Here is a 24,673-nt window from a genome sequence, read left to right as displayed (position 1 = left end):
AATATCAGCTGAGGCCCGACGCCGGGTTCGGCGCGGCGAAGGCGGAGAAGCCGTAGTGCGCCAGCCAGCGCGTATCGGCCTCGAACATGGGGCGCAGGTCCGGCACGCCGTATTTCAGCATGGCCAGACGGTCGACGCCCATGCCGAAGGCGAAGCCCTGATACTCGTCCGGGTCGATGCCGCAGTTGCGCAGCACGTTCGGGTGCACCATCCCGCAGCCCAGAATCTCCAGCCAGTCCTCGCCCTCGTTCAGGGTCAGCTTGCCGCCCGAGCGGTCGCAGCGGATGTCCATCTCGGCCGAGGGCTCGGTGAAGGGGAAGTGGTGCGGGCGGAAACGGGCGTGGACGTCGTCCAGCTCGAAGAAGCGGGCGATGAAGGTCTCCAGCGTCGTCTTCAGATGGCCCATGTGGATGTCGCGGTCGATCACCAGGCCTTCGATCTGGTGGAACATCGGCGTGTGGGTCGCGTCGGAATCCTTACGGAAGGTGCGGCCGGGCGCGATGATGCGGATCGGCGGCTTCTGCGACATCATGGTGCGGACCTGCACCGGGCTGGTGTGGGTGCGCAGCACCTTGCGCTCGCCCGTTTCCGGGTCCGGCTTCAGGAAGAAGGTGTCGTGCATCTCCCGCGCTGGATGCTTGGGCGGGAAGTTTAGCGCCGTGAAGTTGTGGAAGTCGTCCTCGATGTCCGGCCCCTCGGCGACCGAAAAGCCCATGTCGGCGAAGACAGCGACCATTTCGTCCATGACCTGCATGGTCGGATGCACCCCGCCCTTGCGGCGCGGACGGCTGGGCAGGGTCAGATCGACGCGCTCGGCCAGCAGGCGGGCGTCCAGCTCGGCGGCCTCCAGTTCGGCCTTCCTGGCGGTCAGGGCCGACGACACCCGGTCGCGCAGGCCGTTGATGACGGGGCCGCGCTCGCGGCGCTCATCCGGGCTCAGCGCCCCCATGCCTTTCAGCAGGCCCGAGATCGAGCCGGACTTGCCGAGGGCGGCGACGCGGATGTCCTCCAGACCCGCCACGCTCTCGGCCGAGCCGATGGCGTTGATGAGGTCCAGTTCCAGTTGAGCGAGATCGGTCATGAGGGTCGTCTAGCCGCTAGGAACGAAAGCAAAAAGCCCCCCGGCGCGAACCGGAGGGCTTTTGCTTCATCCCGTGAGGGAGAAAGGCTTAGGCCAGGGCCGCGCGAACCTTGTCGGCGATGCCCTTGAAGCCGGCTTCATCGGCGGCGATGGCGGCCAGAACCTTGCGGTCCAGCTCGATGCCCGCCTTGTTCAGGCCGTGCATGAACTGCGAATAGGTGAAGCCTTCGGTGCGGGCCGCGGCGTTGATGCGCTGGATCCACAGGGCGCGGAACGAACGCTTCTTGTTGCGACGGTCGCGGTAGGCGTACTGACCGGCGCGATCCACGGCGGCCTTGGCGGCGCGGATGGTGTTCTTGCGGCGGCCGTAGAAGCCCTTGGCCTGCTTCAGGACCTTCTTGTGCTTGGCGTGGGACGTAACGCCCCGGGTGACGCGAGCCATTGTAATTTTCCCTTCGGGAAGTCCCTACCGCTCGGCCCGCGGGGCCGCGCTGCTTGAGGGACTTTTGCTGTTTTAGCCTCTAGCGTTCGCCGCGCGGCGGCTCACTGCATGAGAGGCTGAGTTCAAATTCGATTAGCGGAGAGGATCAGTGATGCAGCGCGCCGATCAGGCGTACGGCATGTAGGACTTGATCTTCTTGGCGTCGGCGTCGGCCATGACCGAAGTGCCGCGGTTCTGGCGGATATACTTCGAGTTGTGACTGATCAAACGGTGGCGCTTGCCGGCCACGCCAGCCTTGACCTTGCCCGTCGCGGTGAATTTGAAGCGCTTCTTGGCGCCCGACTTCGTCTTCAGCTTCGGCATTTTCACTCTCTTTATTGAGGGGTCTACCGCCCTTCGGGCTACTTGAGCCCCAAGATGGGAAGACCGATTTAAGACCGCCCAGGCATGCCTGTTCGCCCGGCGGTCCGGTACGCGAAGGCGCGGCTTCTACGCCAAACGGCGGCTCGAGGCAAGAAGAGTCCGCTTCGACCGCTCAGACGGCGATCGCGCGACGACGCGCGGCGCGCCCGGCGTTGATCGCCATCACCGCCGCCGGAACCGCCAGCGCCGCGCCCGCCAGAAACGGCCAGTCCGGCCCCACGGCGGAATAGAGAACGCCCGCGACCATAGGGCCGACGATGCGCGCCATCGACCCGGACGCCATGTTCAGCCCCAGCATGGCCCCTTGCCGATCCGGCGGCGACGAGCGACTGATCATGGCCGAGATATTGGGCATGGCCAGCGACATGCCGCAGGCGCCGATCCCCATGATGACCGGAATGATCCACCCGGCGACCAGCGGAATGCTGAACAGCCCCAGATCAATCCGCCCCGCCGGGAACCAGGCGGCCGGCGCCGTCACCTGCAACACCATTGAGACGCCGAACAGCAGCATCCCTGCGGCCAGCACCCGCGCCTCGCCGAAACGCCGCGCCAGCCGACCGGCCACCAGCCCCTGGTTCACCGCCGAGATCAGCCCCACGATCATGAAGCTGAGCCCCACCTCGCGCGCCGTCCAGCCATAGCGGTGCTCGGCCCACAGGCCGAAAGCAGCCTCCATCGCCGAAAAGCCCGCCAGATAGATCAGGCTGACCGCCAGCACGCGCGAGACCACTTCATCGGTACGTGCGAACTGAAGCCCCGCAAGGAAGGGCGGGCGCGGCGCCGCCGGATCGGCCTTGGCTCGGCTCTCGCGCAGAAAGAACACCACCCCCAGCGCCGCCAGCGCCGCCGCGCCCGAGGCGACAAAGATCGGCAGCTGATAGCCGACATGGCCCATCTGCGGCTGGGCCAGCAGGCCGCCCAGCCCCGGCCCGACGATGAAGCCCATGCCGAAGGCCGCCCCGATCAACCCCATGCGTCCGGCCCGACGCTCGGGCGGGGTGACATCGGCGATATAGCCCTGAACCGTAGAGATGTTGCCTGCGCCCAGCCCGGTGAACAGCCGCACCAGGATCGCCGCCCAGATGGTCGGCGCAAAGGCCAGCAGCAGATAGCCGACGGCGTTGGCCGCCAGGGTGATCAACAGAACCGGCTTTCGCCCGATCCGGTCGGACAGCCGCCCCCAGAAGGGCTCGGCGAAAAACTGGCCCAGAGAATAGGCCGAGAACATCAGGGTGATCTGCCACGGCTCGGCCTGCAAGCTCTGGGCGAAGAAGGGCAGCAGCGGCACCACCAGGCCGAACCCGACCAGATTGATGAAGACCACGGCGAACAGCACCGCCAGGGTCGGCGCCCCCGCGCTGGAAGCCTTTGTCGTTTGCGCCGTCATTCCTGGTCTTCCCGCCGGATAGTAAGACGCCCCGGCCATCTGGCCGGGGCGTCCCTGAAAGTCTTGTCGTTCAGCCTGCGATCAGCGGGGCGCCAGGATCATGATCATCTGGCGGCCTTCCATCTTGGGCGCGAACTCGACCTTGGCCTCTTCCTCGAAATCGGCCTGGACCTTGTGCATCAGCTTCATGCCCAGCTCCGGGTGAGCCATTTCGCGGCCGCGGAAGCGGATGGTCACCTTGACCTTGTCGCCATCGTCGAAGAAGCGATGCATGGCCTTGGCCTTCACATCGTAGTCGTGGCTGTCGATGTTCGGGCGGAGCTTGATTTCCTTCAGCTCGACGACCTTCTGACGCTTGCGCGCCTCAGCCTTCTTCTTCTGTTCCTGGAAACGATGCTTGCCGTAGTCCAGGATCTTGCACACCGGAGCATCGGCGTTGGCGACGATCTGAACCAGGTCCAGGCCCGCCTCCTCGGCGGCCTCCAGCGCAGCGGACAGCGGCATGACGCCCTGTTTTTCCCCGTTCTGGTCGATGAGCAGAACGCGAGGAGCGCGAATATCCTGGTTGATGGGCGGCCCGTCCTTTACGGGCGGCGCTTGCATGGGACGGCGAATGGGCGTCGTTTCCTTATGTGATCAGAAGAGAGGCGAAACTGGCTGCCTGGACTCAGCGCGCAAGACTGCGGCTGCGTTCCAAGCGGCCGGAATATGGCGACGCAAGGCCGCTATTTCAAGGGATTTCGGGCCTTCAGGCCTTTACGCCCCCTTCGGCGACATAGGCGTCATGCAGGTCCAGCACCGCATCGAAGACGTGATCGACGCTCAGATCCTCGATCGGAGCGAACTGGCCACGGGTTTCATTGGACGCCGCCGTGCGTGTCTTGGCCCCCCACGGCCCATACAGCCACCACTCCGTCGGGCCGAACAGACCCAGCGTCGGCCGCCCCAACGCCGCCGAGACATGCATCAGGCCGGAGTCGTTGCCGACGAACAGGGTCGCCCGGTCGATGGCGGCGGCCGAGCACAGGATGTCGCCCTTGCCCACGCAGTCGATGGCCCGCGGTCCCGCCGCCTCCAGCGCCGGGGTCGCGGGCGGCCGGTCGCCGGGACCGCCGACGGGCATGAAGCGCCAGCCGTCAAAGCGCGGCTCGGCCTTCAGCTTCTCGACCAGCGCGCCCCAACGGTCGGCGGGCCATGACTTGCCAGGCTGGTGCGCGATGGGGGCCAGAGCGATGATCGGCCCTTCGCCCGGACCAGACGTCAGTTGCGGGTCGATGATGGCGGCCGCCTCGGCGCGGGCCTGATCGTCGAGGAAGATTTCCGGGTCCAGCGGCGTCGCCGAGCCCATCAGGCGCGACACCATCTCAACCTTGCGCAGGCCCGTCTCCCAGCGACGGTTGTAGACGATGCGCCGCTTGGCCGGGATCAGATAGGCCAGAGCCGAGCCGCGGATGTCCACGACCATATCCCACCTGGTCCCGCGCACCTGTTTCCACAGATCGACCCAGTGTCCGGCGGCCTTCTTCTTGTCGAGGATGATGACGCGCTCGACGTTCGGCGCCGAACGGAAGAAGGGGGCGGGCGGGCGGCCGCAGGCGACGGTGATCTGAACGCCCGGCGCCTGGCGCGCGATCTCTCGGATCACGCCCGAGGAGATGACGCAGTCGCCGATGCGGTTGGAGCTGACGAACAGGGCTTTGGGAGCAGACAAGCGGGCGCCTCGCGGCCTCTGTGAACAATCGTCGTCTCTGCTAAAGCCATTCCGTGAGGAATGACAGTCCGAGGAGTTTCCATGTCCGACGTCCAGACCCTGATCCGCCCCGACGGCGAGGCGCTGGCCTATAAGGCGGTCAAGGGCGACGGCCCGACCGTCATCTGGATCGGCGGCTTCCGCTCGGATATGGAGGGGACCAAGGCCCTGGCGCTGGACGCCGCCGCCCGCGAGCGCGGCTGGAAATATGTGCGCTACGACCACTTCGCGCATGGCGTGTCGAGCGGCGACTGGAAACAGGCCACCATCGGCCGCTGGCGCGAGGACGCCATCGCCCTGATCGACAGCCTTCAGGGGCCGGTGATCCCCGTCGGCTCGTCGATGGGCGGCTGGGTGGCGCTGCTGGCGACACTGGCGCGGCCGGAACGGGTCAAGGGCGTGGTGCTGGTCAATCCGGCGCAGGACTTCACCGAAAAGCTGATGTGGCCGGGGCTGGCCGACCACGAGCGCCAAGCCATCCTGCGCGAAGGCGAGACGGTCATCACCGAGGAAGGGCTGGGCTCCTACGTCCTGACCCGACGGATGTTCGAGGAGGCCCGCGACTGGCTGCTGCTGGACGGCCAGATCGACATCACGGCGCCGGTTCATGTGCTGCAGGGCCGCGCCGACGACGTGGTGCCGTGGCGCCATCAGGTCGAACTGGCCGAGCGCCTGACCGGCGGCGACATGCGCCTCGACCTGATCGAAGGCGGCGACCACCGTCTGTCCAGCCCGGCGGAACTGGAGCGGCTGGTGGCCGCCGTCGAGACGATGCGCCGCTGACTTTCCTCCCCATGCAATGGGAGGGGGACCACGTAGTGGTGGAGGGGCCGGGACGGCGGAACCAAGCGGCCCCTCCGTCACGTCGGCTACGCCGCCGCGCCACCTCCCCACTATGTGGGGAGGAAAGGCGTCAGCCGATCACAGAATGAACCGGCTCAGGTCGACGTTCTTGGCCAGATCGCCGACCTTTTCGCGCACCTTGTCGCCGTCGAAAGTCAGGGTCTGGCCCGACAGGTCCGAGGCCTTGAAGCTGGTCTCTTCCAGCACCCGCTCCATCACCGTCTGCAGACGGCGCGCGCCGATGTTCTCGACGGTGGAGTTGGCGGCCACGGCGGCGTCGGCCATCGCCTCGACCGCATCGTCGGTGAAGACCAGTTCGACCCCTTCGGTCGCCAGCAGGGCCTGGTTCTGACGGATCAGGTTCGCCTCCGGCTCGGTCAGGATGCGCTTGAAGTCGTCGCGGGTCAGAGCCTTCAGTTCGACCCGGATCGGCAGGCGGCCCTGAAGCTCAGGCAGCAGGTCCGACGGCTTGGCGACGTGGAAGGCGCCCGAGGCGATGAACAGCACATGGTCGGTCTTCACCGGACCGTACTTGGTCGAGACGGTCGTACCCTCGATCAGGGGCAGCAGGTCGCGCTGCACCCCTTCGCGCGAGACGTCGGCGCCGCCGCCGCGATCCTGACGCGCGGCGACCTTGTCGATCTCATCGAGGAAGACGATGCCTTCGTTCTCGGCCAGCAGCAGGGCCTCCTTGGTCAGGCTTTCCTGATCCAGCAGCTTGTCGCTCTCTTCGGTGACAAGGGGCGCCAGGGCGTCGCGCACGGTCAGCTTGACCGTCTTGGTGCGGCCGCCGCCCATCTTGCCCAGCAGGTCCGACAGGTTCAGCAGGCCGACGTTGCCGCCGCCGCCCGGAATATCCAGCCCCTGCAACGGCGAGGTCGTATCGGCCAGGGCGATCTCGATCTCCTTGTCGTCCAGTTCGCCGGCGCGCAGCTTCCTGCGGAAGGCGTCGCGCGTGGCGGGCTGCGAACCGGGGCCGACCAGAGCGTCCAGAATGCGGTCCTCGGCCTGCCCTTCGGCCTTGGCCTTGACGCCCGAACGGCGCCGGTCGCGCACCATGACCAGGGCGCTTTCGACCAGATCGCGCATGATTTGATCCACGTCGCGGCCGACATAGCCGACCTCGGTGAACTTGGTCGCCTCGACCTTAAGGAAGGGCGAGCCGGCCAGACGCGCCAGACGCCGGGCGATCTCGGTCTTGCCCACGCCCGTGGGGCCGATCATCAGGATGTTCTTGGGCGTGACCTCGTCGCGCAGGTCATCGGGCACGCGCTTGCGGCGCCAACGGTTGCGCAGGGCCACGGCCACGGCGCGCTTGGCGTCGTCCTGACCGACGATGAAGCGGTCCAGTTCAGAGACGATTTCGCGTGGGGAAAGGTCGGTCATGATTCAGGCAGTCCAGAAATACTCAGACAGGCGCTCAAGCAGCACGCCGCTGCGCGGCGAGCGATAACGCCCTACAGACTTTCAATGGTGAGATTGCCGTTGGTGTAGACGCAGATGTCGGCGGCGATCTTCATGGCCTTGCGGGCGATCTGCTCGGCGTCCAGCTCGGTGTTCTCGTCGATCAGGGCGCGGGCGGCGGCCAGCGCATAGTTGCCGCCCGAGCCGACGGCGGCCACGCCATATTCCGGCTCCAGCACATCGCCAACGCCGGTGACGGTCAGAATGGTGTCCTTGTCCGCCACCAGAAGCATGGCCTCCAGACGGCGCAGATAGCGGTCAGTGCGCCAGTCCTTGGCCAGTTCGACGCAGGCGCGGGCCAGCTGGTCCGGATACTGCTCCAGCTTGGCCTCCAGCCGTTCGATCAGGGTCAGGGCGTCTGCCGTGGCCCCGGCGAAGCCCGCCAACACCTTGCCGTTCGCCAGGGTGCGCACCTTGCGCGCGGCGCCCTTGACGATGGTCGGCCCCATCGAGACCTGGCCGTCGCCGGCGATGACGGTGCGGCCGTTCTTGCGCACCGCCAGGATGGTGGTGCCGTGCCAGTCGGGAAAGTTGGAGGCGGTCGTGTTCATGGCCGCTGACATGGCGAAGCCCGCCGTCCGCCGCAAGATCAGCCCTTGTCGCAGGCCCGCTGAACGGCCCAGAGGATGGCTCCTGGAGAAAAGCTTAACCATAATGAATCCTTAACCGGGGCGTGAAAAACGAGCGCTCCGGTTGTCCATCCATTCGCTTCGCCTTTTACGCGCAGTCATGGGGACGTCGCGTATTTGACGAGTTCCCTTGGTTCTTCATCGCACCATCTATGTCAGCGACGCCGTCGGCGGCGCCGCGACCAGTCTTCTGGCCCTCGCCGAGATTCTGGGTGAATCCGAACGCAACAACCGGCGCGACGGCCTGACCAGCGCCCTGATGCGTCACGACGGCCGCTTCCTTCAGGTCATCGAAGGGCACCGATTCGACATCGACCGTCTGATGGACCGGCTGAAGGTCGACCCCCGCCACGAGAATATACGGCTTCTGTCTGACAGGCCTGTCGCTGCGCGCCTGTTCGGGGCCTGGCCCATGATCCTGGCCGAACTGACGCCTGAGGCAGACGCCCTGTTGAACGGCGATGCGCTGGAGCAGCTCAGCCCTGCGCGGGCCGAGGCCCTGCTGGCCGCGGCTGTCGGCCTGACGCCCGCGACGACCTGACGACGCGCCGCCGCTACGCTAGACAGTCGGCGTGACCCAGCTCCCGACGCCCCCCGCACCCGTTCGCTTCTCCGATGAAGAGGTCGAGCGTTACGCCCGACAGTTGGTGCTGTCCGAGATCGGCGGCCCCGGCCAGCAGGCGCTGAAACGCGCCCGCGTGCTGATCGTCGGCATGGGCGGCGTGGGCAATCCGGCCGCCCTCTATCTGGCCGCCGCCGGGGTGGGGACGCTCGGTCTGATCGACGACGACACGGTCGCCCTGTCCAACCTGCAACGCCAGATCGCCTTCGCCACCGCCGATTCCGACCGCGCCAAGGTCGAGGCGGGGGCTGAACGCCTCAACGCCCTGAACCCGCACGTCACGGTCCAGACCTTCAACCAGCGCGTCACGCCCGACAGCGCGGCGGCCCTGATGCAGGATTTCGATCTGGCGCTGGACGGGACCGACGACTTCGAGACGCGACTGGCCGTCAACGCCGCCTGCGTGGCGGCGGGCAAGCCGCTGGTGTCGGGCGCCCTGGGCCGCTGGTCGGGGCAGGTGTCGGTGTTCGAGGGACGACCCTGCTACCAGTGTCTGGTGGCCGAGATTCCGCCTGACGCCGAGACCTGCGCCCGCGTCGGCGTGGTCGGCGCTTTGGCCGGCGTCATCGGCGCCATGGCGGCGCTGGAGACGATCAAGCTAATCACCGGCGCAGGCGAGCCGCTGACCGGCCGCCTGATGCTCTACGACGGTCTGGCCGGAACCAGCCGGGTGGCGAAGATCGCCGCCGACCCGGCCTGCCCCGTGTGCGGGTCAGGCCACAACAGCTAGAGCATCGCCGGAATGACGCGATCGGGCGGACGGTGGCCGTTCTGATAGGTCATGATGTTGGCGATGACCCGATCGCCCATGTCCTGACGCGCTTCGATGGTGGCCGAACCGAGGTGGGGCAGCAGCACCACGTTCGGACGGCCGATCAGGCCGGGATGCACCTTCGGCTCGTTCTCGAACACGTCCAGACCCACGCCGAACAGGGCCCGGCGGTCCAGCGCCTCGGCCAGCGCCGCCTCGTCGATCAGCTCGCCGCGCGCGGTGTTGACCACGATGGCGTGTGGCTGAAGCCGGGCCAGACGCTCGGCCGACAGCAGATGATGCGTCTCCTTCGTCGCCGGGCAGTTCAGCGAGATGACGTCCATCCGCGCCAGCATCTGATCCAGATCGTCCCACCAGGTCGCGCCCAGCTCTTCGGCGATCATGTCAGGGACGGGCTTGCGGTTGTGATAGTGGACCTGCATCCCGAAGGCCCTGGCGCGGCGGGCCAGCGCCTGGCCGATGCGGCCCATGCCGACGATGCCCAGACGCTTGCCCCACAGCTTGCGGCCGCACATCCACGTCGGGCTCCAGCCCTCGAAGCGACCGTCTTCGACTACGCCTGCGCCTTCGACGATGCGGCGGCTGACGGCCAGGATCAGGCTCATGGCCAGATCGGCCGTATCCTCGGTCAGCACGCCCGGCGTATTGGTGACGATGATGCCGCGCCCGACGGCGGCGTCGATGTCGATGTGATCCACGCCCGCGCCGAAGTTGGCGATCATCTTCAACTGCTCGCCCGCGCCCGCGATCAGTTCGGCGTCCAGATGGTCGGTGATGGTCGGCGCCAGCACCTCGGCCCTTTGCAGGGCGGCGGCCAGCTCATCGCGCGACATCGGCCGGTCGGTCAGGTTCAGCTCGGCGTCGAAAAGTTCGCGCATCCGCGTTTCGACGGCGTCAGGCAGGCGTCTGGTTAATACGACCTTAAGCTTGCGAGGGGACATAGGGGACCTGGGTTTTCCACGGGCGGCGCCCGTTCGGAACGGGTCGATATTCGGTGTCTAGCAAAGCTGCGGTCAGGATCAAAAGGGCGCCTCGCGTCGCGGCCCTCGCCGCCGTCCTGATGACCGGGGTTCTGCTGTCGGCGGGATCGACCATGCCCGACGGCCGCCCGACCCCGACGGGGCTGGAGGTGCCGCGCTGGGTGACGCTGAAATCCTCGCAGGTGCGGGCGCGTCAGGGGCCGGGGCTCGACTATCGCATCCTGTGGGAATACCGCGCCGCAGGCCTGCCCGTTCAGGTGATCGCCGAAACGCGCGAGTGGCGAAAGATCTGCGACCCCGACGGCTCCGTGGCCTGGATCCACCGCACCGTCGCCTCGGGCCGTCGCAGCGTGTTCAACCGTTCGGACGAGCCTGTGCCGATCCGCTCGGGCCGGTCCGAGACCGCCTCGGTCCGCGCCCTTCTGTCGCCCCGCGCCCTTGTTCCGCTGGACGAATGCGAGGACGGCTGGTGCAGGGTGCGGGCGCGCAAACTGCGCGGCTGGGTGCAGCAGAGGGCCGTCTTCGGCGCCCAGGAACGCGCCCTGTGCAACGCCGCCCGCCCGGCCGGAACCGGCCGCGCTTCCTGATCTCATATGCTGACGGCATAGTTGAGCGCGGCCTCCGGGTCGTGTAACCCGCCAGCAACACCTTTCGGAGCCGATTTCCTTGAGCCAGTCGCAATATCCGTCGTCGTTCGATCACGAAGGCCTGCTGGCCTCGGGCCGGGGCGAGCTGTTCGGTCCGGGCAACGCCCAACTGCCGGCGCCGCCCATGCTGATGTTCGATCGGATCAAGACCATCAGCGCCGACGGCGGCGACTACGGCAAGGGCTATGTCGAGGCTGAACTCGACATCAATCCGGACCTCTGGTTCTTCCAGTGCCACTTCATCGGCGATCCGGTCATGCCGGGCTGCCTGGGCCTGGACGCCATGTGGCAGCTGGTCGGCTTCTACCTCGGCTGGATCGGCGGGCCGGGCAAGGGCCGGGCGCTGGGCGTCGGCGAGGTCAAATTCACCGGTCAGGTAACGCCGGACGTCAAGAAGGTGGTCTATAAGGTTCACCTGAAGCGCGTCATCAACCGCAAGCTGGTCATGGGCATCGCCGACGGCGTGCTCGAGGCTGACGGCGAGGTCATCTATACCTGTGCGGACATGCGCGTCGGCCTGTTCGGCGGCGCGGCCCCGGTGGAACCGGACGCCGCCTGACCCCACTTTGATGGATAGCCGCGGTCAACGCGGCGTCCGCAGACTTTGTAGGATTGGAAACACCATGCGGCGTGTCGTCGTCACCGGACTGGGCATCGTCTCTTCCATCGGCACCGGCCAGGATCAGGTCGCAGCCTCCCTGCGCGACGCCAGATCAGGCGTCCAGCACGCCGCCGACCACGCCAAATACGGCTTCCGCTCCCAGGTCTGGGCGCCGCCGGCCCTTGGTCATACGGCCGAAGACTGGGCGCCTCTGGTCGACCGCCGCGCCGCGCGCTTCCTGGCCAACGGCACGGCCTGGGCGCACATCGCCTTTGAAGAAGCGCTGAAGGACAGCGGCCTGTCCGCCGACGAGATCAAGAACGAGCGCATCGGCCTGATCGTCGGCGAAGGCGGTCCTTCGACCCAGGTCATCCTGCAGGCCGCGGCCACCACGGTCGAAAAGGGCTCGCCCAAGCGCGTCGGCCCCTTCGCCGTGCCCAAGGCGATGGCGTCCGGCCCCTCGGCCGTGCTGGCCACCTGGTTCGAGCTGAAGGGCATCAACTATTCGATCAGTTCCGCCTGTGCGACCAGCGCCCACTGCATCGGCGCGGCCGCCGAGCAGATCGCCTGGGGCAAGCAGGACGTGGTCTTCGCGGGCGGCTGCGAGGACATCGACTGGTCCATGTCGAACATGTTCGACGCCATGGGCGCCATGTCCTCCAACTTCAACGACACCCCGGACAAGGCCAGCCGCGCCTATGACACGACCCGCGACGGCTTCGTCATCGCGGGCGGCGCGGGCATCGTGGTGCTGGAAGAGTACGAACGCGCCGTGGCGCGCGGCGCGACCATCTACGCCGAAGTCACCGGCTACGGCGCCAATTCCGACGGCTTCGACATGGTGGCCCCCTCGGGCGAGGGCGCCGAGCGCTGCATGAAGATCGCGCTGGAAATGGCCGGTAATCCGAAGATCGACTACCTGAACCCGCACGGCACCTCCACGCCGGTCGGCGACCTGAAGGAGATGGGCGCTGTGCGCAACGTCTTCGGCGACGACCTGCCGATGATCTCCTCGACCAAGTCGCTGACGGGCCACTCGCTGGGCGCGGCTGGCGCACAGGAAGCCATCTACTGCCTGCTGATGATGAAGCACGGCTTTGCGGCCGAGAGCGCCCACATCGAGAACCTGGATCCCGAGTTCGAGGGCATGCCGATCCTGCGTCAGCGCCACGACGGCGAACTGAAGCACGTCATGTCCAACAGCTTCGGCTTCGGCGGCACCAATGCGACGCTGATCCTGTCAAAGGTCTAGATCGCCGACAAAGGTTCACATGCACAGCCATGTGAACCGCTTTCGCTTCGATTTTCACCGACCGGGAAAATCCGAAACGACACGAAAAGGCCCCCATTCGGTCCTTCGTCCGCCCGGAAGGGCCGCCACAAAAGCAGCATCGGCCCGTCGGAGTCTGGAAAAGTCCCGGATCCTGAACAGCCCCCCCAAGCCCCCCGGATTTTTCCGCGTACAGGGCCCTGGCGGGTCGATGCTTCCTCCAAGCGACGCCCGCGCCTGCCTCCCCCTCCCGGTAGCGCGGGCGTTCTGCTGTCCGGCATCCGCGCAAGACATCGCCCGCGCGACGGTCTGGTCACGCGGGCGATTTCTAGTCAGCTCTGAGCCAGAAGATCAGGCGGGCAGGTCGATCTCGACCCGTTCACTGTCGCGCAGGACGATCAGCGTCACCGCCGCCTCGCCCGCCGCCTGAAGGCGCTGCGCCAGATCCTTCATGTCCGCGATGTCGGCGCCGTTCGCCTGAACCACCACATCACCGGCCTGGAGGCCTGCTGCAGCGGCGGACGAACCTGCATCGACCACGGCGATCTGGGCGCCGCGCTCCGACGCCATGTTCCGCACCGTCAGACCCCGCGACATGGCCGCCTGGGCGCCCAGACGCACCGGCGCCGGATCGGACGGCTCGATCGTCAGGCGGGTCGAGCCCTCACGGCCGTCACGCAGATAGACGACCGGCATCTGGGTTCCGGCGCGGGCGATGCCGATCGTGGCCTGAACCGATCCGGCGTTGGCCACAGGGCGGTCCTGAATGCGCGTCAGCACGTCGCCCGCCTTCAGCCCCGCCTTCTCACCCGCCGAGCCCGGCTCGACGTCATAGACCACGGCGCCGCGCACGATGTTCAGCCCGATGTCGCGCGCCCGCTCTGCCGTCAGGGAGCCGAGGCCCAGACCCACGCGGCCGCGCTTGACCTCGCCGGTGGCGCGCAGCTGATCGACCACGAACATCATGATGCGCGTCGGCACGGCGAAGGCGATGCCGTCGTTGCCGCCGCCGAAGCCGCCCGACAGGATGGCGGTGTTGATGCCGATCAGGCGCCCGCGGCTGTCCAGCAGCGGCCCGCCCGAGTTGCCCGAGTTCACCGCCGCGTCGGTCTGGATATAGTCCTCAATGGCGTCGCCCATGCCCGAGCGGTTCAGGCCCGACACCACGCCCATCGTCAGCGTCTGGTCCAGCCCCAGCGGATAGCCGACCGCAAAGGCCAGATCGCCGCTGCGCAGGGTGTCGGAATCGACCGTCGCGACCTGCGACAGGCCGCGCGCCTCGATCTTCAGCACGGCGATATCGGTCGCCTTGTCGGCGCCGATCAGGGTCGCGTCGAACAGACGCCCGTCGATCAGGTCGACCGTAAACTTCTGGCCGTTCTCGATGACGTGGTGATTGGTGACGATGATGCCTTCACGCGCATCGATGATGACGCCCGAGCCGCCCTGCGACGGCTTGGGATTACGGGCCGAGCTGGGGCCGCGCGACTGGCCCAGCGTCGTCACCTGCACCACGGCCGGCAGACTTTCCTCAAGCCCGGCGGCGAAGGTAAAGACTCCGCGCCGCGCGTCATAGGGCATGGCCGCCACAGGCGACTGGACAGCGGTCGTCGCCGTTCCCGCCAGCATCGCCTCCACGGGCGCAGCCTGCGCCATGCCGCTGAAGCTGAAGATCGCCAGGGCAGCGCCGGCCAGCAGGCTGTATTTGGTCATTCCGTATTCCTTAGCGCGCCCTCTGCCTTGACCGGCGGACGGACGGGATTCAATGGCGAGCTTCGCCGCCCGCAGGCGAGACAAACGCGCGACATCGACAAAGGATCTTCGCCGCCGCGCGTTTTCTGCAACGCTTCGTCTCAGAAGGCGGCTTCGCCGGTGATGGCGCGGCCCAGGATCAGGGCGTGGACGTCGTGGGCGCCTTCATAGGTGTTGACCGTCTCCAGGTTCATGGCGTGGCGCATGACGTGCAGTTCGCCGGTGATGCCGGCCCCGCCGTGCATGTCGCGGGCCTCGCGCGCGACGGCCAGGGCCTTGCCGCAGTTGTTGCGTTTCATCAGGCTGATGGCCTCGGGAACCCAGGCGCCCGTGTCCAGCAGACGACCCAGCGCATAGGCGCCCTCGAAGCCCAGGAATATCTCGGTCTGCATGTCGGCCAGCTTCTTCTGCACCAGCTGGCGCGACGATAGCGGGCGACCGAACAGGGTGCGCTCGGCCACATAGTTGCGGCTGGCGTGGAAGCAGAACTCGGCTGCGCCCATCGCGCCCCAGGCGATGCCGAAGCGCGCCTTGTTCAGGCACGAAAACGGCCCGCGCAGCCCCTGCACGCCGGGCAGGATGTTGGCTTCCGGCACAAAGACGTCGTTCAGGCCGATGTCGCCCGTCACCGAGGCGCGAAGCGACAGCTTGTCGCCGATCTTGCCCGTGGTGAAGCCGTCGAAGTCGCGCTCGACGATGAAGCCGCGGATCACGCCGTCCAGCTTGGCCCAGACGATGGCCAGGTCGGCGATGGGCGAGTTGGTGATCCAGTATTTGCCGCCGTTCAGGCGATAGCCGCCGTCGACCGCGACCGCCGTGGTCTTCATCGAGGCCGGGTCCGACCCGCCGTCGGCCTCGGTCAGGCCGAAGCAGCCGACCAGTTCGCCCGCCGCCATCTTCGGGAGAAACTTAAGCTTCTGCTCGTCCGAACCGAAGGCGAAGATCGGGTACATGGCCAGCGACGACTGCACGCTCATGGCCGAGCGGTATCCGCTGTCGATCGCCTCGACTTCGCGTGCAATCAGGCCATAGGCGACGTGGCTGGCGTCAGAGCCGCCGTACTGCTCGGGCAGGGTGGCGCCGAGGAAGCCCATCTCGCCCATCTCGGTCATGATGGCGCGGTCGAACGTCTCGTCACGGAAGGCGGCGACCACGCGCGGCAGCAGGGCCTCGCGCGCATAGGACCGCGCCGCGTCCTGAACCATCCGCTCCTCGTCCGTCAGACGCCCCGTCAGGTCGAACGGGTCATCCCAGCGGAAGGTTTGGGCGGAAGATTTCTGGGCGGAAGCGGTCTTGGCGTCGGCCATCGGTCGTCCTTTTTTACGTCTGGAGCGGGGCTTCACGCGGGGTTGAAACGGCGTGACCATGCGCCCCCTGTTTCTATCGTCGGTTTAGGCCAGAATATAGCCGCCGGGTAGAGGCGCCCGTGCCGCCATCTCAGGCTGACTGTATGTCGCGTGTTTTCAACCGCCTGTTCCGCGAACACCCGCGCGAGGTCGGGGAAACCTATATCCAGCACATGGCCGCCTCGTCCCGCTTCGGCTTCAAGTTGTTGCGGCTGGCGGGTTGCGCCTTTGTTCACGCCGTCGTGCCGGGCGTTCACAAGACGACGGTGTCCAGCGCCATCTGCGACATGGCCCACGATCTGGAACGCCGCGCGGCCAAAGCCCGCGACGGGCGGATGCGCGACGCCGGGGCGTGGGATTCGGGCCTGTAGAGGCCCTCAGTCCGGGGTCTGGCTGCGCATGTAGAAACCGGAAATGTCCGATCCCATGCCGCAGAAACGGGCGGCCGCCGCCTTATCCTCGACAAAGGCGCCTTCCGGCCCGACCCGCACCCGGACGACGGGAGCGTCAGCGCCGATGTCGGCCGCCGTCAGGTCGTTGATCTCGCCCTCGAAGGGGATGATGCGGGCGTGGATGACGTCGTCGCGGTCCTGGGCGCCGCGCGCCTGAAGTTCGCAGTCGGCGGCCGTGGCGGCGCCGTTGGGCAGGCCTCCCGCGCGTATCAGCACGCGCCACTGGCCGCTCTCACGGATCAGGGTCATGTCCGCATTTGACGGCTCCACGCGGCGGAAATCGGCGCTGTCGTCATTATAGGCGCCGCCCGCCAGAACCGGCCCGCAGACCACCAGAGCCGCCGTCAGGCCAAGGGCGCCGCAAACGGCTTTCAGATTGAGGCGCACGCGAAACTCTCCGTCACAGGCAGAGGGCGAAACTCCTTCATTTCCAGCCTTCGCGTCAAGGCGTCAGCCCATGGCGCCGTGACTTCCTGCCCACAGCATAGCGAGACCGCTCAGGATCAGAACCGACAGGATCAGCCCCACGCCCGCCCACTGCAGAGGCTCGAACCGGCGCGGCAGACTGGTGCCGACAAAGGCCGCACCGGCCGCGAAACCGAACAGGGCCAATCCGCGCGACGCCGCGCGGGCTCGTGTATCCGGCGCGGCCAGATCGTCGCCGTCATCGCTGGCGAACTCGCCCGCACCGGCGCGCGTCAACAGATCGCGGGCCTGCGCCGCCTGATCCGCCCGGCCCATCAGGCGGATGCCCAGCGCGCGCTGCATCAGGGGATCGACCGTGGTCTGGAACCGCTCGGTCACCGACACCTCGATGTCGTGAGACGACAGGAAGGCCGCCGCCAGATCGGCCTCATAGACATCGTGATATCGGGCGATCTCGATCAGGCTCATGCCCGCACCTTAACACCCGCCGCCCAATTGAAAACGGCGGGGTCAGAAGACCCCGCCGTCGTCAGTCGTCTGCGTCGCGCGGACCTTACAGGTCCAGCAGGGCGCGCGCCGGATCTTCCAGCAGTTCCTTGATGCGAACCAGGAAGGTCACGGCTTCCTTGCCGTCGACGATGCGGTGATCGTAGCTGAGGGCCAGATACATCATCGGGCGGATCTTGACCTCGCCGTTCACGGCCATCGGACGCTGCACGATGTTGTGCATGCCCAGAATGCCCGACTGCGGCGTATTCAGGATCGGCGTCGACATCAGCGAGCCATAGGTGCCGCCGTTGGTGATGGTGAAGGTCCCGCCCTGCATCTGATCCATGGTCAGGGCGCCGTCACGGGCGGCCTTGCCCAGAGCGGCGATGCCCTTCTCGATGCCGGCCAGCGACAGCGCATCGGCGTCGCGCAGAACCGGAACCACCAGACCCTTGTCGGTGCCGACGGCGATGCCGATGTCGTAGTGGTTCTTGTAGATGATGTCCGTGCCGTCGATCTCGGCGTTGACGGCCGGGATTTCGTGCAGGGCCTGAACCACGGCCTTGGTGAAGAAGGACATGAAGCCCAGCTTCACGCCATGGCGCTTCTCGAAGACTTCCTTGTACTGGGCGCGCAGGGCCATGACGTTGGTCATGTCCACCTCGTTGAAGGTGGTCAGCTGGGCGGCCGTGTTCTGGGATTCCTTCAGGCGGCGGGCGATGGTCTGACGCAGGCGCGTCATCTTCACCCGCTCTTCGCGCGGCTGATCGGCGCGCGGAGCGGCCAAAGCCTGAGATTGGGCAGCAGCAGTCTTGGGCGCAGCCGGAGCGGCGGCGCCGATGGCGGCGATGGCGTCGGCCTTGGTGATGTTGCCCTTCGGACCCGAAGCCGACAGCGAGGCCGGGTTCAGGTTGTTTTCCGACACCACGCGCTGAACGGCGGGCGACAGATGGGCGGACGCAGGAGCCTGCGCCGAACCCGTATTGGCCGGAGCAGCAGCCGCAGCCGGAGCGGCCGCAGCAGCGGCGCCCGAGGCGGCGACCGAGCCGATCACCTGGCCGGGGGTCACGGTGGCGCCGTCAGCCGCCGAGATGGTCAGGACGCCGGCGGCCGGGGCCGAGACTTCCACCGCCACCTTGTCGGTTTCGATCTCGACCAGCAGTTCGTCCTTGGCGACGGTGTCGCCCGACTTCTTCAGCCAGGTCCCGATCGAACCTTCGGCGACGCTTTCGCCCATGGTCGGCACAGCGATGTCGACCGCAGCGCCGCCCGAAGCGGCAGGAGCAGCGGCGGGCGCAGCAGCCGGAGCAGAGGCGGCGGCCGCGCCGCCTTCGGTCACGGCGCCCAGCACCGTGCCGGGGACGACGGTGTCGCCTTCACCGGCGTTGATCGCCGACAGCACGCCGTCGGCAGGAGCGACGACTTCCAGCGAAACCTTGTCGGTTTCCAGCTCGACCAGGACTTCGTCCTTCTTCACGGCGTCGCCGACCTTCTTGGTCCACTTGGCGATGGAGGCTTCGGCGACGGATTCACCGAGGGCAGGGGTCAGGATATCGGCCATCTTCAGTGTCTTTTCGTGTCTGAACTTTGCTTGTTTCTTGGGTCAGGCGCGGCGGTCAGGCCATGGCCTCGGCGAGGAAGGTCTCGAGTTCCTTCAGGTGTCGGCTCATCAGGCCCGCAGCAGTGGCGGCCGAAGCCGGACGGCCGACGTAGCGCGCGCGCTTGGCCTTCACGTCCAGCTTCTCGAGCGTCAGCTCGATCCACGGATCGACGAAGGTCCAGCCGCCCATGTTCTTCGGCTCTTCCTGACACCACACCAGATCAGCGTTGGGGAAGCGCGCCAGTTCAGCCGAGATCGACTTGATCGGCCACGGATAGAACTGCTCCAGACGCAGGATGTAGATGTCGTTGACGCCCGCCTTCTCGCGCGCGTCCAGCAGGTCGTAATAGACCTTGCCCGAGCAGACGACGACCTTGCGGATGTCCTTGTCGGCCTTGAGCGTGACGCCCGCCACGTCCGGACGCAGCTCGGCGTCATCGCGCAGCACGCGGTGGAAGGACGAACCCTCGGCCATGTCGGCCAGGGTCGAGACGGCCTTCTTGTGACGCAGCAGCGACTTGGGCGTCATCAGGATCAGCGGCTTGCGGAACGAGCGGTGCAGCTGGCGACGCAGGATGTGGAAATAGTTGGCCGGCGTCGTGCAGTTGGCGACCTGCATGTTGTTCTCGGCGCACTGCTGCAGGAAGCGCTCAAGGCGGGCCGACGAGTGCTCCGGGCCCTGGCCTTCATAGCCGTGCGGCAGAAGCATCACGAGGCCGCTCATCCGCAGCCACTTGCGCTCGCCCGACGAGATGAACTGGTCGATCACCACCTGGGCGCCGTTCACGAAGTCGCCGAATTGCCCTTCCCACATGGTCAGGGTGTTCGGGTCGGCCAGCGAATAGCCGTACTCGAAGCCCAGCACAGCCTCTTCCGACAGGGCCGAGTCGATGACCTCGAAGTGGCCCTGACCGTCGCGCAGATTGTTGAGCGGGAAGTAGCGCTGCTCGGTCGTCTGGTCGGTGATGCCCGAGTGGCGCTGCGAGAAAGTGCCGCGCACCGAGTCCTGACCGGACAGGCGGACGTTGTAGCCCTCGTCCAGCAGGCTGGCGAAGGCCAGGCTCTCGGCCGTGGCCCAGTCGATGTTTTCACCGCTCGCCACGGCGTCACGACGTCCCTCAATGACGCGCTTCAGCGTCTTGTGGACGTCGACGCTGTTCGGGATGGTCGTCAGGCGGTGGCCGTAGTCGCGCAGCTTGTCGGCGACGACGGCGGTCTCCCCGCGCTGGGCGGCGTCGTCCGTCTTCTCGGCGCCCAGGCCCTGCCACTGACCGTCCAGCCAGTCGGCCTTCTTGGCTTCAAACGTCTTGCCGGCCTCGAACTCGGCGTCGAGGTAGGCCTCAAACCGGGCGATCTCGGCGTCGACTTCCGCCTGGGTGATGACGCCTTCGCCGATCAGGCGCTTGGCGTAGATCTCCAGCGTCGAGGGCTGGTTCTTGATCTTGGCGTACATCAGCGGCTGGGTGAAGGTCGGATCGTCGCCTTCGTTGTGGCCGAAGCGGCGGTAGCAGAACATGTCGACCACCACGTCCTTGTGGAACTTCTGGCGGTATTCGGTGGCCACCTTGGAAGCGAAGACGACCGCTTCGGGGTCATCGCCGTTGACGTGGAAGATCGGCGCCTGAACCATCAGGGCCACATCCGACGGATAGGGCGACGAGCGCGAGTTGCGCGGCGCCGTGGTGAAGCCGATCTGGTTATTGATGACGAAGTGCAGGGTGCCGCCGGTGCGGTAGCCCTTCAGCCCCATCAGGGCGAAGCATTCAGCCACCACGCCCTGACCGGCGAAGGCGGCGTCGCCGTGGATCAGCAGCGGCGCGACCTTGGAGCGGTCCAGCACCCATTCGGCGTCCGGCTTGCCCTTGTTGACCTCGGCCTCGCGGATGTCGAACGCCTGTTTGGCGCGCGACTTGCCCAGCACGACCGGGTTGACGATCTCAAGGTGCGAAGGGTTGGCGGTCAGCGACAGGTGAACGCTGTGGCCGTCGAACTCACGGTCCGACGAAGCGCCCATGTGATATTTGACGTCGCCCGAGCCTTCGATGTCCGAGGGGACCGAAGAGCCGCCCTGGAACTCGTGGAAGATGGCCTTGTAGGGCTTGCCCATGACGGCGGCCAGCACGTTCAGACGGCCGCGGTGCGCCATGCCCAGAACGATTTCGTCGACGCCCAGGGCGCCGCCGCGCTTGATGACCTGCTCCAGCGCCGGGACCATGGCCTCGCCGCCGTCCAGACCGAAACGCTTGGTGCCGGGGAAGCGCTTGTGCAGGAAGCGCTCGAAGCCTTCGGCTTCAGCCAGCTTCTTGAAGATGGCCAGCTTGCCTTCCTTGGTGAAGGCGTTCTGGGCAAACTTGTCCGGGCCTTCGATGCGCTGTTGCAGCCAGGCTTTTTCTTCCGGCTCGGCGATGTGCATGAACTGCACGCCGATGTTGCCGCAATAGGTGCGGCGCAGCAGCTCCATCACCTGACGCAGGGAGGCGGTCTCAAGACCCAGGACGCCGTCCAGATAGATGGGGCGGTCCATGTCGGCTTCGGTGAAGCCGTAGAATTCAGGCGTCAGCTCAGGGTTCTGAACCGGCTGCTCGATGCCCAGCGGGTCGAGGTTCGCCTGCAGGTGGCCGTTCACGCGATAGGAGCGGATCAGCATCAGGGCGCGGATGGAGTCATGCGCGGCGGCGCGCACGTCCACGGAGGCAGCGGCGGCAGGCGCCGCAGCGGCCGGGCGGGCGCCGGGCTTGCCGGCGGCCTTCGGGTCGACCTTGGGCGCAGGCCAGCGGCCGTCGAACACGGCGGTTTCCTCGGTCGGCTCGGTCACGCCCGAACGGCCCCACGAGCCGGCGGCGGCCGACTGCTTCACGAGGTCGGCGTTGTCCTTCAGCTGATCGAAGAAGGCGCGCCATTCGCCCGACACCGAGCCGGGGTCCGAGGCCCATTTTTCGTGCAGGTCCTCAATGAAGGCGGCATTTGCGCCATAGAGGAAGGAGGTCTCGGCAAAGACCTGGTTCAGCCGACCCGCATCGTCCGCCATTTTTCTCTCAATCGTCCCTTTACAACCGCCCGCGCACAGCCGCGCGGAGAGCAGCGCCGTTCATATAGGCCCAGTTTCCTTACTGGTCATGACCGAAGGGAGGCGGAGCGGGTGGAATTTGGTCGATTCCGCAAGAAAAAACGCCTCCGGACGATTCCGGAGGCGTTACAAAAGGTCACATGGCGCGAAAAACACCCCCGGAACGCGGATCGATCAGACTTTGATCTAATCCGTCCCGCCCGGCGCCGAACCCACCCTCAAGTGAATCCGGCGCTCAAGCAGCGAGCGACCGCGTCACGAGCATAGCGCCGCGCCCCTCAAAAAGGCGCTGAAGCAGCGAGCCGCCGCGCGGCGAGCGATAGCGCCCGCACGCGCAGCGTGCGCTGCTGAAGGGCTTAGCCCTTCAGCACTTCCACCAGAGTCGTGCCCAGACGCGCCGGCGACGGCGAGACGCGGATGCCCGCGGCCTCCATGGCGGCGATCTTGGATTCCGCATCGCCCTTGCCGCCCGAGACGACAGCGCCGGCGTGGCCCATGGTGCGGCCCTTGGGCGCGGTGCGGCCCGCGATGAAGCCGGCCATCGGCTTCTTGCGGCCCTTCTTGGCTTCGTCGATCAGGAACTGGGCGGCGTCTTCTTCGGCCGCGCCGCCGATTTCACCGATCATGATGATGGACTCGGTCGCATCGTCGGCCAGGAACATTTCCAGCACGTCGATGAACTCGGTGCCCTTGACCGGGTCGCCGCCGATGCCGACGGCCGTGGTCTGGCCCAGGCCTTCGTTCGTGGTCTGGAACACGGCTTCATAGGTCAGGGTGCCTGAACGCGAGACGATGCCGACGTTGCCCTTCTTGAAGATGTTGCCCGGCATGATGCCGATCTTGCACTCTTCCGGGGTCAGGACGCCGGGGCAGTTCGGGCCCAGCAGGCGCGAGTTCGAACGGTCCAGGCGCGCCTTGACGCGCACCATGTCCTGCACCGGGATGCCTTCGGTGATGCAGGTGATGAAGGGGATCTCGGCCTCGATGGCCTCGATGATGGCGTCAGCCGCGCCTGCCGGCGGGACGTAGATGACGGTGGCGTCGGCGCCGGTGCGCTCCTTGCCTTCGGCGACCGAGGCGAAGATCGGCAGGTTTTCACCGTGCGAGCCGGTCCAGGTCTGGCCGCCCTTGGTCGGGTGCACGCCGCCGACCATCTTGGTGTTGTAATAGGCCAGCGCCTGTTCGGTGTGGAAGCCGCCGGTCTTGCCGGTCAGGCCCTGAACCAGGATCTTGGTGTCTTTATTGATGAGGATGGACATGTGTCTGTGCTCTGAATTCTGTGTGTCTGCTGGGCGGTAGCGGCGCTTACGCGACCGCCGCGACGATCTTCTGGGCGGCGTCGTCCAGGTCGTCAGCAGCCTGAATGGTCAGGCCCGACTCGTTCAGGATCTTCTTGCCCAGCTCGGCGTTCGTGCCTTCCAGACGCACGACCAGCGGCACCTTCAGGCCCACTTCCTTCACCGCGGCCACGACGCCCTCGGCGATGACATCGCACTTCATGATGCCGCCGAAGATGTTGACGAGAATGCCCTCGACCTTCGGGTCGGCGGTGATGATCTTGAAGGCCGCCGCGACCTTGTCCTTGCCGGCGCCGCCGCCGACGTCGCAGAAGTTGGCGGGCTCCTTGCCGTACAGCTTGATGATGTCCATCGTCGCCATGGCCAGACCGGCGCCGTTGACCATGCAGCCGATGTTGCCGTCCAGGGCCACATAGGCGAGGTCCCACTTCGAGGCCTCGATTTCCTTGGCGTCTTCTTCGGTTTCATCGCGCAGGGCGCGGATGTCTTCGTGGCGGTACAGGGCGTTGCCGTCGAACGAAACCTTGGCGTCCAGAACGCGCAGGTGGCCGTTTTCCATGACGATCAGCGGGTTGATCTCGAGCATGTCCATGTCCTTCTCGACGAAGGCCTTGTACAGGATCGGGAACAGCGACTTGCCGTCTTCGGCGGCGTCGCCCGTCAGTTCCAGCGCAGCGTTGATCGCGGCGACGTTCTCGGCCGTGACGCCGGCTTCCGGGTTGATGGCGATGGTGTGGATCTTCTCAGGCGTGGCGTGGGCCACTTCCTCGATGTCCATGCCGCCTTCGGTCGAAACGACGAAGGCCGTCTGACCGACCGAGCGGTCGACCAGCAGCGAGCAGTACAGTTCACGGGCGATGTCGGCGCCGTCTTCGATGTACAGGCGGTTGACCTGCTTGCCGGCCTCGCCCGTCTGGGCGGTCACCAGGGTGTTGCCCAGCATTTCCTTGGCGTGGGCGACGGCTTCCTCGATCGAGAAGGCCAGACGCACGCCGCCCTTGGCGTCGGCGCCCAGTTCCTTGAACTTGCCCTTGCCGCGGCCGCCGGCGTGGATCTGCGACTTCACGACATAGAGCGGGCCAGGCAGTTGCTTGGCGGCCGCCTCGGCCTGGTCGGCCGAGGTGATGGCGACGCCGTCCGCGACCGGGGCGCCGTAGCCCTTGAGGACCTGCTTGGCCTGATACTCGTGAATGTTCATTTTGGACCCGCGCCGTTCTGAGGGAGGTTTGTGGAAACTTTGGCCGCGCTTATAGGCGTCGCGGCTTCCCCTGCGCAACCGTCTGTCGCCTTATGGCCTCATGAGGATTTTCTTATGCCGCGCGGGGCGGC

The 24,673-nt window shown here is 66.7% G+C and carries 24 protein-coding genes; 7 read left to right on the top strand and 17 right to left on the bottom strand.

Features of this window, described 5'->3' with window-relative positions; translation table 11 throughout:
• Positions 1-4: 4 nt before the first annotated feature.
• The 6 genes from pheS to ACORJG_RS15520 all read right to left on the bottom strand — a co-directional run bounded on the left by pheS (position 5) and on the right by ACORJG_RS15520 (position 5,047).
• A complete protein-coding gene (pheS, locus tag ACORJG_RS15545; protein ID WP_312219223.1) occupies positions 5-1,081 on the bottom strand; it encodes a phenylalanine--tRNA ligase subunit alpha in 1,077 nt (358 codons plus the stop codon).
• Between the two features lie 88 nt (positions 1,082-1,169).
• A complete protein-coding gene (rplT, locus tag ACORJG_RS15540) occupies positions 1,170-1,523 on the bottom strand; it encodes a 50S ribosomal protein L20 (RefSeq protein ID WP_003166434.1) in 354 nt (117 codons plus the stop codon).
• A gap of 165 nt (positions 1,524-1,688) precedes the next feature.
• Positions 1,689-1,886, bottom strand: coding sequence for a 50S ribosomal protein L35 (rpmI, locus tag ACORJG_RS15535; RefSeq protein ID WP_003166435.1), 198 nt, complete (start codon positions 1,884-1,886; stop codon positions 1,689-1,691).
• A 172-nt stretch (positions 1,887-2,058) separates the two neighbouring features.
• Positions 2,059-3,336, bottom strand: a complete 1,278-nt coding sequence (locus ACORJG_RS15530; RefSeq protein ID WP_427790453.1) for an MFS transporter — start codon at positions 3,334-3,336, stop codon at positions 2,059-2,061.
• Positions 3,337-3,417: 81 nt separating this feature from the next.
• Entirely contained in the window at positions 3,418-3,939 is a 522-nt protein-coding gene (gene infC, locus ACORJG_RS15525) for a translation initiation factor IF-3 (RefSeq protein WP_346530172.1), read from the bottom strand.
• 145 nt (positions 3,940-4,084) lie between these two features.
• Complete coding sequence (locus tag ACORJG_RS15520; RefSeq protein ID WP_427790451.1) at positions 4,085-5,047, bottom strand: glycosyltransferase family 9 protein; 963 nt, start codon at positions 5,045-5,047, stop codon at positions 4,085-4,087.
• Positions 5,048-5,128: 81 nt separating this feature from the next.
• On the opposite strand from ACORJG_RS15520, the gene ACORJG_RS15515 reads away from it, so the two are divergent.
• Positions 5,129-5,869 carry an alpha/beta fold hydrolase gene (locus ACORJG_RS15515; protein WP_427790449.1) on the top strand — a complete coding sequence of 247 codons (741 nt, stop codon included), beginning with the start codon at positions 5,129-5,131 and terminating at the stop codon, positions 5,867-5,869.
• A gap of 138 nt (positions 5,870-6,007) precedes the next feature.
• Here the strand turns inward: ACORJG_RS15515 and hslU are convergent, their stop codons facing one another.
• Both hslU and hslV read right to left on the bottom strand, forming a co-directional pair.
• The gene (hslU, locus tag ACORJG_RS15510) at positions 6,008-7,315 is read right to left on the bottom strand and encodes an ATP-dependent protease ATPase subunit HslU (RefSeq protein WP_427790447.1); all 1,308 of its coding nucleotides are present in this window, start codon (positions 7,313-7,315) and stop codon (positions 6,008-6,010) included.
• A 71-nt stretch (positions 7,316-7,386) separates the two neighbouring features.
• Positions 7,387-7,956, bottom strand: a complete 570-nt coding sequence (gene hslV / locus ACORJG_RS15505; RefSeq protein ID WP_427793080.1) for an ATP-dependent protease subunit HslV — start codon at positions 7,954-7,956, stop codon at positions 7,387-7,389.
• Positions 7,957-8,152: 196 nt separating this feature from the next.
• On the opposite strand from hslV, the gene ACORJG_RS15500 reads away from it, so the two are divergent.
• Together ACORJG_RS15500 and ACORJG_RS15495 are read left to right on the top strand one after the other, a co-directional pair.
• Complete coding sequence (locus ACORJG_RS15500; protein ID WP_427790445.1) at positions 8,153-8,563, top strand: BLUF domain-containing protein; 411 nt, start codon at positions 8,153-8,155, stop codon at positions 8,561-8,563.
• Positions 8,564-8,594: 31 nt separating this feature from the next.
• Positions 8,595-9,374: a HesA/MoeB/ThiF family protein gene (locus ACORJG_RS15495; protein ID WP_427790443.1), complete on the top strand. Its 780-nt coding sequence runs from the start codon at positions 8,595-8,597 to the stop codon at positions 9,372-9,374.
• Here the strand turns inward: ACORJG_RS15495 and ACORJG_RS15490 are convergent.
• The gene (locus ACORJG_RS15490) at positions 9,371-10,357 is read right to left on the bottom strand and encodes a 2-hydroxyacid dehydrogenase (protein ID WP_427790441.1); all 987 of its coding nucleotides are present in this window, start codon (positions 10,355-10,357) and stop codon (positions 9,371-9,373) included. The genes ACORJG_RS15495 and ACORJG_RS15490 overlap by 4 nt on opposite strands.
• A 119-nt stretch (positions 10,358-10,476) precedes the next feature.
• Here ACORJG_RS15490 and ACORJG_RS15485 point away from each other — a divergent pair, with 119 nt between their 5' ends.
• The 3 genes from ACORJG_RS15485 (at position 10,477) to fabB (ending at position 12,896) form a co-directional block, all read left to right on the top strand.
• The gene (locus ACORJG_RS15485) at positions 10,477-10,983 is read left to right on the top strand and encodes an SH3 domain-containing protein (protein ID WP_427790440.1); all 507 of its coding nucleotides are present in this window, start codon (positions 10,477-10,479) and stop codon (positions 10,981-10,983) included.
• Positions 10,984-11,062: 79 nt separating this feature from the next.
• Entirely contained in the window at positions 11,063-11,602 is a 540-nt protein-coding gene (gene fabA, locus ACORJG_RS15480) for a 3-hydroxyacyl-[acyl-carrier-protein] dehydratase FabA (RefSeq protein WP_125899477.1), read from the top strand.
• 64 nt (positions 11,603-11,666) lie between these two features.
• Complete coding sequence (gene fabB, locus ACORJG_RS15475) at positions 11,667-12,896, top strand: beta-ketoacyl-ACP synthase I (protein ID WP_427790439.1); 1,230 nt, start codon at positions 11,667-11,669, stop codon at positions 12,894-12,896.
• Between the two features lie 369 nt (positions 12,897-13,265).
• On the opposite strand, the gene ACORJG_RS15470 is transcribed toward fabB, so the two are convergent.
• Positions 13,266-14,627, bottom strand: a complete 1,362-nt coding sequence (locus ACORJG_RS15470) for a trypsin-like peptidase domain-containing protein (RefSeq protein WP_427790438.1) — start codon at positions 14,625-14,627, stop codon at positions 13,266-13,268.
• Between the two features lie 140 nt (positions 14,628-14,767).
• Positions 14,768-15,973, bottom strand: a complete 1,206-nt coding sequence (locus ACORJG_RS15465) for an acyl-CoA dehydrogenase (RefSeq protein WP_427790436.1) — start codon at positions 15,971-15,973, stop codon at positions 14,768-14,770.
• 143 nt (positions 15,974-16,116) lie between these two features.
• Between ACORJG_RS15465 and ACORJG_RS15460 the strand changes: the two genes are divergently transcribed.
• Positions 16,117-16,383: a DUF6356 family protein gene (locus tag ACORJG_RS15460; protein ID WP_427790434.1), complete on the top strand. Its 267-nt coding sequence runs from the start codon at positions 16,117-16,119 to the stop codon at positions 16,381-16,383.
• A gap of 6 nt (positions 16,384-16,389) precedes the next feature.
• On the opposite strand, the gene ACORJG_RS15455 is transcribed toward ACORJG_RS15460, so the two are convergent.
• From ACORJG_RS15455 to sucC, 6 genes are all read right to left on the bottom strand, one after another.
• Positions 16,390-16,851 carry a hypothetical protein gene (locus ACORJG_RS15455; protein WP_427790432.1) on the bottom strand — a complete coding sequence of 154 codons (462 nt, stop codon included), beginning with the start codon at positions 16,849-16,851 and terminating at the stop codon, positions 16,390-16,392.
• 63 nt (positions 16,852-16,914) lie between these two features.
• On the bottom strand, positions 16,915-17,358 hold the full coding sequence (locus tag ACORJG_RS15450) for a hypothetical protein (RefSeq protein WP_427790430.1): 444 nt from the start codon (positions 17,356-17,358) through the stop codon (positions 16,915-16,917).
• Between the two features lie 85 nt (positions 17,359-17,443).
• The gene (gene odhB, locus ACORJG_RS15445; RefSeq protein WP_427790428.1) at positions 17,444-18,940 is read right to left on the bottom strand and encodes a 2-oxoglutarate dehydrogenase complex dihydrolipoyllysine-residue succinyltransferase; all 1,497 of its coding nucleotides are present in this window, start codon (positions 18,938-18,940) and stop codon (positions 17,444-17,446) included.
• Positions 18,941-18,995: 55 nt separating this feature from the next.
• Positions 18,996-22,007 carry a 2-oxoglutarate dehydrogenase E1 component gene (locus ACORJG_RS15440; RefSeq protein WP_427790426.1) on the bottom strand — a complete coding sequence of 1,004 codons (3,012 nt, stop codon included), beginning with the start codon at positions 22,005-22,007 and terminating at the stop codon, positions 18,996-18,998.
• A 395-nt stretch (positions 22,008-22,402) separates the two neighbouring features.
• A complete protein-coding gene (gene sucD / locus ACORJG_RS15435; protein WP_427790425.1) occupies positions 22,403-23,305 on the bottom strand; it encodes a succinate--CoA ligase subunit alpha in 903 nt (300 codons plus the stop codon).
• Between the two features lie 46 nt (positions 23,306-23,351).
• The gene (gene sucC, locus ACORJG_RS15430) at positions 23,352-24,542 is read right to left on the bottom strand and encodes an ADP-forming succinate--CoA ligase subunit beta (RefSeq protein WP_313417631.1); all 1,191 of its coding nucleotides are present in this window, start codon (positions 24,540-24,542) and stop codon (positions 23,352-23,354) included.
• Positions 24,543-24,673 lie beyond the last annotated feature (131 nt).

Source organism: Brevundimonas diminuta (genome assembly GCF_050310045.1).
In the GTDB taxonomy this organism is placed as follows: domain Bacteria; phylum Pseudomonadota; class Alphaproteobacteria; order Caulobacterales; family Caulobacteraceae; genus Brevundimonas; species Brevundimonas diminuta_F.
The sequence above is the reverse complement of the archived record's forward strand: the minus strand, read 5'-3'. Positions and strand labels throughout refer to the sequence as shown.

Excerpts from the sequence above, each read along its gene's own strand:
- pheS (WP_312219223.1), bottom strand. The coding sequence starts at position 1,081 with ATGACCGATCTCGCTCAACTGGAACTGGACCTCATCAACGCCATCGGC.
- rplT (WP_003166434.1), bottom strand. The coding sequence starts at position 1,523 with ATGGCTCGCGTCACCCGGGGCGTTACGTCCCACGCCAAGCACAAGAAG.
- rpmI (WP_003166435.1), bottom strand. The coding sequence starts at position 1,886 with ATGCCGAAGCTGAAGACGAAGTCGGGCGCCAAGAAGCGCTTCAAATTC.
- ACORJG_RS15530 (WP_427790453.1), bottom strand. The coding sequence starts at position 3,336 with ATGACGGCGCAAACGACAAAGGCTTCCAGCGCGGGGGCGCCGACCCTG.
- infC (WP_346530172.1), bottom strand. The coding sequence starts at position 3,939 with ATGCAAGCGCCGCCCGTAAAGGACGGGCCGCCCATCAACCAGGATATT.
- ACORJG_RS15515 (WP_427790449.1), top strand. The coding sequence starts at position 5,129 with ATGTCCGACGTCCAGACCCTGATCCGCCCCGACGGCGAGGCGCTGGCC.
- hslU (WP_427790447.1), bottom strand. The coding sequence starts at position 7,315 with ATGACCGACCTTTCCCCACGCGAAATCGTCTCTGAACTGGACCGCTTC.
- hslV (WP_427793080.1), bottom strand. The coding sequence starts at position 7,956 with ATGTCAGCGGCCATGAACACGACCGCCTCCAACTTTCCCGACTGGCAC.
- ACORJG_RS15490 (WP_427790441.1), bottom strand. The coding sequence starts at position 10,357 with ATGTCCCCTCGCAAGCTTAAGGTCGTATTAACCAGACGCCTGCCTGAC.
- ACORJG_RS15485 (WP_427790440.1), top strand. The coding sequence starts at position 10,477 with ATGACCGGGGTTCTGCTGTCGGCGGGATCGACCATGCCCGACGGCCGC.
- fabB (WP_427790439.1), top strand. The coding sequence starts at position 11,667 with ATGCGGCGTGTCGTCGTCACCGGACTGGGCATCGTCTCTTCCATCGGC.
- ACORJG_RS15470 (WP_427790438.1), bottom strand. The coding sequence starts at position 14,627 with ATGACCAAATACAGCCTGCTGGCCGGCGCTGCCCTGGCGATCTTCAGC.
- ACORJG_RS15465 (WP_427790436.1), bottom strand. The coding sequence starts at position 15,973 with ATGGCCGACGCCAAGACCGCTTCCGCCCAGAAATCTTCCGCCCAAACC.
- ACORJG_RS15460 (WP_427790434.1), top strand. The coding sequence starts at position 16,117 with ATGTCGCGTGTTTTCAACCGCCTGTTCCGCGAACACCCGCGCGAGGTC.
- ACORJG_RS15450 (WP_427790430.1), bottom strand. The coding sequence starts at position 17,358 with ATGAGCCTGATCGAGATCGCCCGATATCACGATGTCTATGAGGCCGAT.
- odhB (WP_427790428.1), bottom strand. The coding sequence starts at position 18,940 with ATGGCCGATATCCTGACCCCTGCCCTCGGTGAATCCGTCGCCGAAGCC.
- ACORJG_RS15440 (WP_427790426.1), bottom strand. The coding sequence starts at position 22,007 with ATGGCGGACGATGCGGGTCGGCTGAACCAGGTCTTTGCCGAGACCTCC.
- sucD (WP_427790425.1), bottom strand. The coding sequence starts at position 23,305 with ATGTCCATCCTCATCAATAAAGACACCAAGATCCTGGTTCAGGGCCTG.
- sucC (WP_313417631.1), bottom strand. The coding sequence starts at position 24,542 with ATGAACATTCACGAGTATCAGGCCAAGCAGGTCCTCAAGGGCTACGGC.